At 37.6% G+C, this 13472-nt stretch carries 9 protein-coding genes and 1 pseudogene; 2 read left to right on the forward strand and 8 right to left on the reverse strand.

Going from position 1 to position 13472, the window contains the following annotated elements; all coding sequences use genetic code 11:
- Positions 1–2: 2 nt before the first annotated feature.
- The 7 genes from ahlS to MKY46_RS13620 form a co-directional block, all read right to left on the reverse strand.
- Positions 3–848: an AhlS family quorum-quenching N-acyl homoserine lactonase gene (gene ahlS, locus MKY46_RS13590; protein WP_371327981.1), complete on the reverse strand. Its 846-nt coding sequence runs from the start codon at positions 846–848 to the stop codon at positions 3–5.
- Positions 849–869: 21 nt separating this feature from the next.
- The gene (locus MKY46_RS13595; protein WP_340834504.1) at positions 870–2291 is read right to left on the reverse strand and encodes an aldehyde dehydrogenase family protein; all 1422 of its coding nucleotides are present in this window, start codon (positions 2289–2291) and stop codon (positions 870–872) included.
- 94 nt (positions 2292–2385) lie between these two features.
- The gene (locus MKY46_RS13600) at positions 2386–3393 is read right to left on the reverse strand and encodes a LacI family DNA-binding transcriptional regulator (RefSeq protein WP_230593971.1); all 1008 of its coding nucleotides are present in this window, start codon (positions 3391–3393) and stop codon (positions 2386–2388) included.
- 71 nt (positions 3394–3464) lie between these two features.
- A complete protein-coding gene (locus tag MKY46_RS13605; protein WP_036128319.1) occupies positions 3465–4685 on the reverse strand; it encodes an RNA-splicing ligase RtcB in 1221 nt (406 codons plus the stop codon).
- Between the two features lie 490 nt (positions 4686–5175).
- The gene (locus MKY46_RS13610; RefSeq protein ID WP_036128322.1) at positions 5176–7026 is read right to left on the reverse strand and encodes a dynamin family protein; all 1851 of its coding nucleotides are present in this window, start codon (positions 7024–7026) and stop codon (positions 5176–5178) included.
- A gap of 287 nt (positions 7027–7313) precedes the next feature.
- Positions 7314–8198: a ribokinase gene (gene rbsK / locus MKY46_RS13615; RefSeq protein ID WP_058844547.1), complete on the reverse strand. Its 885-nt coding sequence runs from the start codon at positions 8196–8198 to the stop codon at positions 7314–7316.
- A gap of 244 nt (positions 8199–8442) precedes the next feature.
- Positions 8443–8883 carry an Lrp/AsnC family transcriptional regulator gene (locus tag MKY46_RS13620; RefSeq protein WP_036128330.1) on the reverse strand — a complete coding sequence of 147 codons (441 nt, stop codon included), beginning with the start codon at positions 8881–8883 and terminating at the stop codon, positions 8443–8445.
- A 236-nt stretch (positions 8884–9119) separates the two neighbouring features.
- On the opposite strand from MKY46_RS13620, the gene MKY46_RS13625 reads away from it, so the two are divergent.
- Positions 9120–10328, forward strand: a complete 1209-nt coding sequence (locus MKY46_RS13625; RefSeq protein ID WP_036128331.1) for an MFS transporter — start codon at positions 9120–9122, stop codon at positions 10326–10328.
- 376 nt (positions 10329–10704) lie between these two features.
- Here MKY46_RS13625 and tnpA read toward each other — a convergent pair.
- Positions 10705–11129, reverse strand: a pseudogene (gene tnpA, locus MKY46_RS13630) (IS200/IS605 family transposase).
- 588 nt (positions 11130–11717) lie between these two features.
- On the opposite strand from tnpA, the gene MKY46_RS13635 reads away from it, so the two are divergent.
- Positions 11718–13430 carry a methyl-accepting chemotaxis protein gene (locus MKY46_RS13635; protein ID WP_058844545.1) on the forward strand — a complete coding sequence of 571 codons (1713 nt, stop codon included), beginning with the start codon at positions 11718–11720 and terminating at the stop codon, positions 13428–13430.
- Positions 13431–13472 lie beyond the last annotated feature (42 nt).

Below are 13472 nucleotides of genomic sequence, written 5' to 3' on the forward strand. Positions count from 1 at the left end.
ATCTATTCATAATAACCTTCTGTTGATTTTCTAAATGATTTAAATTGGACAGGATCATGGCCAAACCATACTTGTGAATTCGTTTCATTTGCTAATCTTCGAATCCGTTCAACCGTCGCATTATAGCCTACAGAGTCATAGATAATGCCTGGTGGCTTAACGGGAGGACCAAAGCTTTCAGCCGTATAAATAGCATCCGAGGCTAAAATGATGCCTCCTGTATCGGGCATCTGTATATGCAAACCGAGCATACCCCAAGCATGGCCACTACCAAAATTCAATACTTGGATTCCTTCTGCTAGCTTCACTTGATCCTCGCCACGCTTAATTAGGCGCCATTGTAGATTGTTTTTAATCCACATATCAATGTCACCCCAAACATACGCACCGTCTTTGACGTTTCGTGCATAGGTTTGTAATGTACCGTTAAATTCGTCTTCTTGCACAATAATTGTTGCATTTGTGAACAATTCTAAGCAGCCTGCATGGTCGAGATGCAAATGGGATGCGACAACATATTTGATGTCCTCTGGACGAACGTTTAATTCTTCTAAGCGATGATGCAAATAGCATTCTTCTGGCATATTAATAGGAAATGCCTTTTGCGTAAATTCACCCCAACGGCCATCTGGTCCCATAGAATTTGGATTACACGCTGTATCAAAGAGAATTTTACCCTCTGGATGGTCAATCAGCACTGTATAAACAGGGAATTCCACAAATTCATTTGGTTGGTTTGGATGATCGATCGTTGCTGGATTATGCATGGCAATCATATAGTTTTTATCCATTCGCATCGTACCATTGTCCATTACATACAATTTTGGGTGTTGTTTGATCATTTTCATGTTTCCCATCTCCATTCGTGATTATTGGTTATTCCAAATTACTAGCTTCATTTCCGTCATTTCCTCTATTGCATATTTAATGCCCTCACGACCTGTGCCACTTTCCTTCACACCACCGTATGGCATATGATCTACACGATACGTCGGAACATCATTAATAATGACACCGCCAACCTGTAATGATTTCGTGGCTTGGAAAGCAATCTCAATAGAAGGTGTAAAAATCCCTGCCTGTAAGCCATAATGGGAATCATTGATAGCTACTATCGCATCCTCTATCGATGAGACTGTATTCACCGTAACGACAGGTGCAAAGATTTCCTCACAGGACACACGGCTTTGTGGTTGAGCATTATATAAAACAGTAGGTAATAAAATGTGATTCTCAATGCGACCACCAGTTATAATCTGTGCCCCTTCCGCAACTGCCTCTTCAATCCATTGATAGGCTCGCTGTTGTTCAGCTCGTGAAATCATCGTCGCTAAATCCGTCTTGCTGTCCAGTGGATCACCCATTATTAGCTGTTCTATTTTTACTTTCAGCAGCGATAAAAATTCGTGAATCATACTCTCCATAACATAAATACGCTGCAATGAAATACACACTTGACCTTGATTTGAAAAAGCTCCCATCACAATGCGATCCATTATACGGTCGAGTTGGACTCCTTCATCAATAATAACGCCTGCATTCGAGCCTAATTCTAATGTTACTTTTTTCAAACCAGCTCGATTACGTAAGGAAATGCCTACTGCAGGGCTTCCCGTAAACGTTATCATTTTAACGTATGGATGTGCTAAAAACATATCCCCTACTAATTTGCCTTGTCCAGTTACAAGATTAAATGCTCCTGCTGGTAAATTGGTTTGGGCTAATAACTTGGCTAAAAAATGAGCAGATAATGCTGTTTGTGTGGCAGGCTTCAACACAATGGTATTGCCTGCCGCTAACGCTGGCCCTACTTTATGGGCTACTAGATTTTGCGGAAAGTTAAATGGCGTAATCGCTGCCACTACACCTATTGGTTCCCGTAATGTATAGGCAAAACGCCCCTCTCCATTTTTCGAGGCATCCATCGGAATCATCTCACCCGTAAGTCGCTTCGCTTCTTCAGCCGCAAATTTATAGGTTTCAATGGTGCGATCAATTTCTGCATAGGCATACTTTAACGGCTTCGCTGATTCCAATGAAATAATGCTTGCTGCTTCTTCCCGATGTTCCGCAAACAGCGTGGCTAAATGTTCCAATATCTCTGCGCGTTGAAAAGCGGTTAAAGCAGCCATTTGAGGAGCTGCAGCCTGCGCACTTTCAATGGCCTCCTGTACATCCTGTTCAGTAGCCATCGCAAATTGTGCAATCACTTCCTGTGAGTAAGGAGCTTGCACCTCCATCCAGTCAGCGGTCATCTTCCATTCCCCGTTGATCCATAAGCCCTTTTTCAAAACTTGTGTCACTCCTTTCTTTATGGTTACGTATTCATTTCAGAAAATAAAGAAATGAATACGTAACCATTTTAGTGTAAAAAACAAACTGACATTACATCAGTTCATTTTTACACGTTGTATTTCTTGGGAAAAGTTTAACAGACTCTGTTTGCTGGATGCAAGTACTTTTTTTTTCCATGATCTCAAATAATTTTTCGATGGCCATAAAACCAAGGTTTTCCTCTGTGGTTAAACCAACTGTTGTTAAAGCAATAGAATGATGTTTACTCAGCTCGACATTATCAATACCTATGACATTAAAATCCTTCGGAACCTGAAAGCCTCTTTCCAAACAAAGATTTAATATTTCAATAGCGATAGCATCTGTAGCTGCGCAAATAGCTGTTGGTCTACTAGCGAGTTGTAAAAGTTCCTCAAAGGCACGTTCAATATCCTTTTTATTAGTATTCGTTAAAAAAGTAGGCACGGCTTTGGCCTCTATCCCATGTTCCTTTAAGGCCTGTTCAAATCCCTGATAGCGCCCATAAAAAGTACTCATTTGATGGGGCCCACCTATCCAGCATAAGGATTGATGCCCTAACGATAAAACATGATTGGCTGCAAGATAACCAGCATGCACATTATCAATCTCTACAAAATGTCTATTTTCTTGATGCTTACGATTAAACATAATAAACGGGATGCCTAGTTTTTCTAGTTTAAAAAACAAATCATCTTGGTACAGCATAGAAGATAAAATGATCGCGTCTGCTTTTGTTTCCAAAACCGCATTATAAATTGAATGTAAATTATCCTCTGTTCCAAAATAGACATTGACTTTATAGCCACGTGCATTAACATAATTCACGATTGCTGTTGTTGTATCAACAAAAAAAGGGTTGTGTAACGGCCCCGAAATCAATGTTATAATGCCTGTTTTTTTCTGAACAAGCGATCTTGCTATATCATTTGGCACATAGTTTAGTTCCTCAATCGCCTTCATTACTTTTTCAATTGTTTTTGGCTTTACCAGCTCTGGCGTATTCAACACCCTAGACACGGTTGTTTGTGAGACACCAGCATGCTTTGCCACATCTTTTGAAGATACCAAAAAAACCACCCATTTCATCATTGTAAAGCTATATTATACCATTTATAGCATAATGGTAATAGGAAAGACCAATTATTGGTTTAGCCCTTTCGTTCATAGGGCTTAGCTGCTTCACTCGCTTTAAAATTGTAGACGGGTTGAATAACTTTTACAATATCCACTGTTTCCCCAATAGCAGCTGTAATTTCTGCCATTGGCTTATAGGCCATTGGTGCCTCATCCAATGTTTCTTCGTTAACGGATGTTGTCCAAACCCCTTTCATCGTGTCTTTAAAATCTTCCATATTCAACGCTTTTTTAGCCGCTCGACGTGAGAACATGCGCCCTGCTCCATGCGGTGCTGAATAATTCCATTCTGCATTGCCCTTCCCAATACAAATAAGAGAACCGTCTCGCATATTCATAGGGATGACAAGCTTTTCTCCTTTATTAGCACGAACAGCCCCCTTACGAAGGGTCATTGTTTCTGTCTCAATATAGTTATGGATCGTATCAAAGGTATCTACAAAATGCCAATCCATCTGTTTAGCAATCGTTTCTGCAATCGTCCAACGATTCATACGTGCAAACTGCTGTGCAATCTTCATATCGTGAATATAGTCATGGAAAGCTTCACCTTCTAAATAGGCTAAATCTTTCGGAACTGGCGGGTGTTGTTCCTTATAGGCTTGAATCATCGTTTGAATCTCCTGTTCCCGTCCTTGCTGCTTAAGCTCTACTATCTTTTCAGTCAAATCTTGTCTACGTAAATTTTCATAAGCTCTCTTTTGATGCCAATTGGCAACCTTTGCCCCTACATAGCGTGAACCTGTATGGATTAATAAATAGTAGTGATTGTCTTCATCCTTTGCCAATTCAATGAAATGATTGCCTCCACCAAGTGTCCCTAATGATAGATTGGTATAGTCATCTTTCAAGCCGCTTGCTCGAAATTGTTTACCTTCAAACTCTAAAAAATGTCGATTGGGTGATACTTCTTGATGAATGTCCTGCCCACTTGGTATATGTGTTCGAATAATGGTATCGAGCTTTTCATAATCCACTGTCGATACATTTAATTGAGCGACTAATACACCACAGCCTACATCTACACCGACAAGATTTGGTACAACACGACCCTGTAATTGAATGGTTGTGCCAATAACACAACCTTTCCCCGCATGATAATCTGGCATAATCCGTACCTTAGTACCTGCCATGAAAGCCTGATCTGTCAGCTCTTGAATTTGCTCGATGGCAGTTTGCAATGCTGTTTGTGCATAAATTTTGGCCTCTGTGTAACGACCTTTAATGTCAATCATGTCTATCCCTCCTTCCTATTTATACGTAAAAATGGAATGAAATGTTTCATAGTGTTGAAAAACAAAACCATCCATAGCATTTTTGTGAAGGGTGAAAATGGGTTTCCGTTGCAGGCTACTTGCTTTCCACTCCATAAAAATGTTTCTTTTTAGCAAAGGTTTTCAAATAAAGTGAAGGGTATTCACTACTCTTTATGGAGGGGTGTTGTCATTCATCATTTTTCCATATTGAAAATAAGAGACTATCCTTTCACTAATCATACAAATAATGGGCTATTTTGTTTACTAGGGCTTGGATAAAAGATAAGAAACAGATACTTTTACACATGGTGAGTGAAGCGGCTCATCGAACGCTTCCTGAAAAGGACGCAAACAGAACGGACATCAATCCCTCGCCTTTCAAAATGGCTGCTGCTGCCATTGACATCACCTGTTCTCAACAACATGAAACGTTCTAAAAGATTATACTTTTAGAACGTTTTGCGAAGGCTTATTCTTCATACTGAATAGCTAATTTCTTTGGTATTTCTGGTATATCGTTTGATTTTACATCTTCTTCTTTTAACGTAAGCCTTTGTAGTGCGTACTTTTCTTGTACATCAAAAGGTATTGCAATACTTTCCATTTTATTATGCATTTGACTTCGTGCAAGTAAGCCTTTGTTGGATAAATCAATAGCTAGAATAGCCTGAACAGTTTCCTCTAGCATTTCAAGATCCTTCGTTTTCAGCGGCATTTGCTCGTTCATTAAAAATGGTTGAAGCTGCTCTTTAATATAACCCTGCGCTTCAATTAAGCAAGAAAATTCGTTTAACTTTTCAGCATAACGCTTTAATTGGCGCTTCTCTTTTGCACGTTGTTGATTTAATTCTTGTACTTTTTGTTCAATACGATGCATGCGCTCTTTCACTAAATCCACTAAATAGGCTTGTATACCTTGCATCATTTGTAATACAGTGGCTTCCGCTTGCTGTACTTTGTCATATTGAGCGACACAATCCAATTGCTGCTCATTTAATTTTTGAACTCGCTCTTTGAAAAATTCATTTTGTGTATGCTGACCAAAAATAGCTTTCATAAGCCCTTTGCCATGAATTTTTTTATGCTGCGCATCCAAACGCTCATATTCACGGGAATATTCACTATGCATGTTGCGGTATTCTCGTAACATTTGTTGGTAATACACAGCCATTTCAGTAAACTCTTCCACCTTATCATCCTGTAAATAATCATGTTGCGAGATCGTTTGTAACAGCTGATATAATGTTTGAACTTGTTTAAATGTATTCGCTACCTGCTCATATTCTTGCTCATATTCTTTAACAATTGCTAAATCCCGTTGATAGCGAGAAAATTCATATTGGGTATCGCCTGCATATTTCTCAATATTCTCTACAGCAGATTGAAAAGGATCACGTTGTGGAATTACAGTTAATTCGAAGCGGAATCGTTCAAGCCATTGCAAGAAGCGGATTAAGATGGCGTAGGTTTTTTTATCACTATTTTCAGCCACACGATGGATGTGGGCAATTAAATGATCGTACTGGCTTTTTTGCCAAAGCTCCTGGTTGTCCGTTTGTTTGGCTTCTAGTGCATCGGTTGCTGAAACCGCTACAAAATCACTCATTAAATGACCAATACGTTGTTGTTCTGAGCTCATAAATGCTGTAGCATGCTCATCGATATCAATGCCATTGATGACACATAAAGGTTCTACCCCTTTATTTTTTAATGCATCGATCAATAATAGTTCGGCATCAATCGCCATAGAACCCGCACGCAGCACCCAGAAAATTTCATCGACACGGTTCATAAGCGCTTCTGAGAAATAAGCCATTTCGCCTCCACCTGCTTCTAATGAGACAGAATCGATAATAGTTACCGATTTTAATAAATCATTTTTCAAATAGACTTCAAGATAATCTAAATGTTCCCGTAAAATCTGAGAGGCAAACGTATCACCAGTTGTCAGTAGCTCTAGTTTACTCATATCAAATATAGCTACAACGCCATCTAAAAAATAGGCTTTAATCTCTTCTTGTTCACCATAGCGTATAAATGTATTTACACCTGTTGGATGCTGATCATCAACTGATAATATTTCACGTCCAAGAAGCCCATTGACAAGTGTCGTTTTGCCCACTCGCTCTTTTCCGACTACTAAGATCATCGTTTGGTTATTGGCATCTTGAATAATCCGATTTAAATGTTTCGCTGTATCTTTCACATATGTATTTTGCACAATGATGCCATACAAATGTCGCAGGTGATCAACAAATTGTGGCAAAATATTATTCGCTGAGGTTGTATATTCGATTGGCGTGTTGTCAATGTTCGTCATCCTCAAAACCTCTTTTCGTATGTATCTATAAAACTATTATAAAGGAAACCATGGCTTTTCTAATACATGGATTGATGAAAAGAGGACAATGTACTTATGTGATTATATAGTAAATAGGAATTCATCCTTATACTTATTCGATGTCTGCTCCATATATGAGCGGTTACTCGGACTAAAGGGAACAGCGTACCCCTCTGAATTCTACTAATTTTAATAGAAGTATGAGGTATTATCATTTTTATTTACCTCTGTTTTTCTATTGCAATGACATTTCTCCTAAATGAAGTCTATTCCTCTACTCCAGCCATCCGAGCGTAAACAGCGCCAAGTGTTGGCATGCCGCCTTGTGCACCAAATTTTTCTACAGACAAGGAAGCAGCAATATTGGCGAAGTATACGGCCTCATCCAACGATTGTCCCTCTACTAAAGCATAGGCTAATGCCCCATTAAACGTATCTCCTGCTCCAGTTGTATCCACAGCTGTCGTCATATAGCCTGGTACATGGATTGGATAGGAGCCATCGAAATAACATGCACCATCACTACCTCGTGTCAAAATTATTTTATTAGGATACTTTTTTAAAAGCTGCTCGAACGGCTCATTAAAAATTTCAGCACATTCTGTTTCATTTGGCGTTAAATAGCTAATATCCTCCATCCATTGCATATCAAAATTGGCTGCTGGTGCAGGATTTAATAGGACAGAAACACCTGCTTCTTTACATAATTGAATGGCGTAGGCTGTCGTCTCCTTTGGGATTTCAAGCTGTATGATTACCATTTGACTTTTTTGTATCAATTCCTTAGAAGCTTCAAGGTGAGATGGGGATAACGCATAGTTTGCTCCAGGTACAACAACGATTCGATTATCGTCATTGTAAAGAAGAATATTGGCAATACCTGTAGGAGAAGAAGTACTAGTTACAATCGCATCTGTCTGAATCTGCTCCTGCTGTAAAGTGGCTTGTAATGCCTTACCAAAATAATCCTCACCTACACAGCCAATCATTGCCACTTCACTGCCAAGACGAGCTGCCGCAACTGCTTGATTAGCCCCTTTTCCTCCAGGGACCGTTTGAAATGCATTGCCCAGAATGGTTTCCCCTTGTTTTGGAAAAGTATCCATGTGTACAACTAAATCCATATTTAAACTTCCGATCACTGTAATCATCAATTTCACTACCTTTCTTCTTTTTGATTAGCAGAAAAAGCTGAAATGAACACAATATTGTATTCATTTCAGTAGCTAATTTTATAGTAATATATTTGCAAAAACCGAAAAATCATCTAGATACTTTTCTAATATATCCAATGAAATCACTTGATAAGCAGAAACAGCAGTCATTTGAAATCCTGCATGTTCATTAAGTTTTCTATTGGAGCACCCTGGAAAAATTGAAAAGCCTCTCTACTTGTTACTCAACACTTAAATTTGGTATCAATGACTTGTTTTCAATAGGTGATGATAAGGAAATCAATGTAGTGGAATCGCCATACTTCATACTATCATTTTCAAATAATTCAAGTTCCTTTGTTGATTCAACTACTACTTTAATCAAATAATTGTATTCTCCGCTAATTCGGTGACACTCTACTACTTGTGAGGCCTGCTTACAATAATCAACGAAATTATTGCACTTTGTAGTCCGGAAAAGGACAAACGCAACAGTGGATTTCCCAACTTTTTCATTCGAAACTATAGCTCTGTAGCTCTTAATCACTTCTTGTTCTTCTAGTCTTTTTACCCTCTCTGTTATTGCTGGTTGAGATAATCCTATTAGTTTTCCAAGGGAAGTCATTGACAACCGAGCATCTGATTGTAAACGCATTAGTATATCTGCATCAATACTATCCATTTAAGCACCCCTTCATTTATACGATACTGACATTTCACAATTAATAGCTAATTTAACTAATCCTATTGTAAGGTGTCTATGCCTCCTACATTATTATATTATACTTCAAATGCAATATCATCAAAATACATTAATTTTATAGCTAAATACACAATAATATCTTTATTATCAAATGTAAAATCAAAAATGACATTAGTATAATTAATCCTATCAACTAATCAGGAGGTCTTTTATAAATGAATAATAATGATTTAACTAAACAAAATGAAAAATCTGTTGCAATACCTTCAGAACGTCTCCCTTGGGCCGGTTTAATTGCACTAGCTATGGCAGGGTTCATATGTATCCTTACCGAAACTATACCAGCTGGTTTATTAATACAGATAAGTGAAGGACTCGCTGTGTCCGAATCTCTTGCAGGTCAACTTATTACAGCTTATGCTCTTGGCTCACTAATTGCAGCTATTCCTATAACCACTGCAACACAAGGGTGGCATAGGAAACCCTTGCTGCTTTTATGTATTATTGGGTTCCTTGTATTTAATACTATTACAGCCCTTTCTTCTAGTTTTACCTTAACTATAATAGCTCGATTCTTTGCGGGTGTAACGGCAGGCGTCCTGTGGGGAATGAGCGCGGGATATGCACGACTTATGGCGCCAGAGTTACTTAAGGGAAGGGCAATGGCAGTGGCCATGATTGGTACTCCTCTTGCATTAGCTTTTGGTGTTCCTGCTGGGGCATTTCTCGGTTCCCTTGTTGGCTGGAGATCTGTTTTCGGAATAATGTCACTCTTAGCAGTATTATTGATTTTATGGATTATCTGGAAAATCCCTGACTTTCCTGGGCAAACATCTGAAAAGCGAATGACCCTGCTCAAGGTTTTCATTACCCCTGGAGCTCGTCCGATTTTATTTGTTGTATTAGTTTGGATACTTTCTCATAACATACTTTATACTTATATCGGACCATACCTCTCCGAAGCAGGTCTTGCGCAACGAGTTGATTTGGTTTTACTCGTTTTCGGTATTGCATCTTTAGTTGGAATTTGGGCTATTGGTATATTCATTGAGCGTATACTACGTACTTTAGTGTTAATGAGTCTAGCCGGATTTGGATTGGCATCATTATTATTAGGTATCGGAATTAGTCACCCTACTATCATTTACATTGCTGTAGCTTTATGGGGTTTAACTTTTGGAGGAGCAGCAACACTTACGCAAACAGCAATAGCAGATAATGCTAAAAAAGGTGCAGATATTGCCCAATCAATGCTAGTTACTGTTTGGAACCTCGCTATCGGTGGAGGGAGTGCAATTGGAGCAATCCTGATGGAATCATTTGATGTAGTATCTTTTCCATGGGTAATGTTTATCCTCATTCTTCTTGGATTTCTAGTAGCGTTTCGCGCAAATGTTTCTGGGTTTCCTCAAACAAAACAATGATTAAATCAGGATATTCCTTGAAACACATAGCCATTTCGTTGCGGCTTTATTTCAAACATCTTATCTTTTTTTGTAAACACTGCAACTTTATTTCAAAGGTATATTGTATTGCTATTTAATCAGAGCGGCTGGGACAAAAGAAAAAATGTTAGACCATTTACAAGTTTGGTCTAACATTTTTTTGCGTTATTAGAACACATAAACTTTAATAAATCACAAAAATAACATTCATTTTTTGCTTTTTCTCAATAAAATGAGTTATGTCCCACCCTCTTGCTCTGCGCGTGAAACGCTGGGGTACTGGCCCATGTCTAAAGACATTCTGAATGGTCTGCCAACCGCACTCCGTTTTCAAGCTACCACTAAAGTGGTCTTATTATTTTCGTTTGTTTGCTTTTATTTCTTCTCCTGTAAAAGGATCGATGAATTCTTTCATGGTCATTTGATCCTCAAGAATATCCTCTTGTAATTGATTTTTTATATATTCCTGAATGATTTTATTTCCATATTTGTATTTCAGGTTCGCATGTCGATCGAATATCATTAAACTACTTTTCCCTTTCAAATATCCCACAAACGATGAAACACTTAGTTTGGGTGAAATACTCACCAACATATGAATATGATCAGGGCAGGCTGTTGCTTCTATAATTTCTACTCCTTTTTTTCACATAACTGGCGTAAAATTTTACCTATGTCTGCTTTGATTTGTCCATAAATAATCTGCCTTCTATATTTTGGCGCAAAGACAATGTGATACTTACAATTCCATGTTGCGTGTGCTAAACTTTTATTATCCATTTGGATCTCCTTTCGTACGAAGTCGGTTGACCAGACCTGAATTCATTGTACGATTGGGGTTTTTTTCTTGTCCCTAGCTAGAAGCTCTTTAGAACCCCTCGCATAGCAAGGGGTTTTCAAAAGATACAATAAAACAGCTTCGATTTCTCGGAGACTGTTCAGACTGTCGACAAAAGGAAGCGAGAAGTTCATACTCGCTTCCTTTTGTCATTTTTCATTATGTTTAAAAATGGTCATTCACTACATAATAAACATACTCTTTAAGCATAAAAATTCTTTTAAGCTGCCTGCCATGTTTAACATAAACCATCTCACCTGTAGTAGCGTTCCTTCATTTGTCCATATGTCAAATTTTCAAGAGATAGTTGATATAAGAGGGTTTGCGGTAAGCCTTTTTCAAATACGAAAATGAACTGCTAACAAAACCTAGAAAATAAGGAAGTTCACCAACTAAGGTAATATTTTTAAAACAATGAAAATGAAAAAGCTATAGTAATACCCTTGTTCTAAATCATATTGATTAACTACAACTAAAGTACTATAATTAATTTTAAAATAGAGATAATAAAAAGAAGGTGGTAAGTGTCTATGGGTCAACAGCAGAAAAATGGTAGAGTCAGAAAAGGAAGCTTAAAAAATCGTATTATTGGAATATCACTTTTACTGTTTATTTCGATTATCAGCATCAGTTCCTATTTAAATATTAAGACAGTTAAAGAAAATGTTTCAGATGCTTTATTAGAAAAGAGTATACAGCAGGTCGATGAAATTGCACGTCAAGTGGAGAATATTCTAGTTTCTAACTCTAATCCTACAGTGGAACTGCAAAATTTCGTTGAAAACAAAGTACAACAAAATGGAATTGCTTATGCAGTTGTCATTGATAAAAATGTTACGGCAATTGCCCATAGTGATAAGGAGAAAATAGGTAAAAACTATGAAGATGATTCCTACTCTGTAGATGGAGCGAAAAATGGGAAAACGATGACTAGTAGATTTTATGCGGATGTTCAGAAAAGTTGGACGTTCGATATAATGGTACCGATTTATATAAATAATACGCTTTACGGATCTATGGATGTAGGTATTTTCGAGGGTGACATCACAAAAGTTACGAATGCCATTTTACTAAAGGAGATTATTACAGTTGCTGTTGGCTGTATTTTATTCATTATTTTAATGATTTTTATTTTAAATAAAATGTTCAAACCTTTACTGTTAGCAGTTGATAAATGCAATGACATGGGAAAAGGAGAATTCACTGAGTTAATCCCCCCAAAATATACAACTAGAAACGATGAAGTAGGTAAGCTTACATATGCTTTAAATGAGATGCAAAATCACTTTGTTGATTTACTTAATGAAATCAGTCTAACTTCGAATAAGGTTACTGCATCATCTGAAGAACTGCGAGATGCAACCAGTACTTCTTTAGAGTCTTCAAAGGATTTATCATCTGCTGTTGAAGACATTGCTAAGGGAGCTGTGGAACAAGCAAAAGATACCGAATACGGGACTGCAAGTATTGGAGAGCTAGGAGAATTAATTGAAAGTAATCAGGATCATTTAGAAAATCTGAATCTATTTGTCGATGAAGTAAGCCATATTAAAGATGAAAGCTTACTCATATTAAAAGAGCTTGTTGCTAAAACAGAAGAAAATAATAAGGCAGCAAAAGAAATTTATGACATCATTCTCACGACAAACGAAAGCTCTGGGAAAATTCAAAATGCAAGCCAGATGATAAGAACCATTTCGGAACAAACGAATTTATTAGCTTTAAATGCGGCTATTGAAGCATCTAGAGCTGGCGAAGCTGGAAAAGGGTTTGCAGTTGTTGCGGACGAAATACGAAAATTGGCGGAGCAATCAAATCAATTCACTAAGGAAATTGCCACTGTTATAGGAGACTTAACAGCAAAAACTGGACAAGCTGTTCAGACTATCCAAGAAGTGAATCATATTGTCAATTCTCAAGCTACAAGTGTTAAAACTACGAATGGCAAGTTTGAAGATGTTGCAAACTCTATTGAAAAAATAAAAACGGTCATTGAGGAATTATATAACTTAGGCAATAATATGGGTGAAAAGAAGGACGAAGTAATAGATATTCTACAAAACTTATCTGCCATATCGGAAGAAAATGCAGCTGGTACGGAAGAAGCAGCCGCATATTTACAAAATCAAACAAACTCCATTTATGAAATTGCCAATTCCAGTGAAGAATTAGCAAAGTTAGCTAATAAAATGCAGGAAAATGTCTCAAAATTTACGATTCAAACAAACTCAACTCGATTGTAAGAACAAAGCCCAATTTCTCTATTTAATTACAGAGAAATTGGG

Source organism: Lysinibacillus sp. FSL M8-0355 (assembly GCF_038008985.1).
GTDB classification, from domain to species: Bacteria; Bacillota; Bacilli; order Bacillales_A; family Planococcaceae; genus Lysinibacillus; species Lysinibacillus fusiformis_D.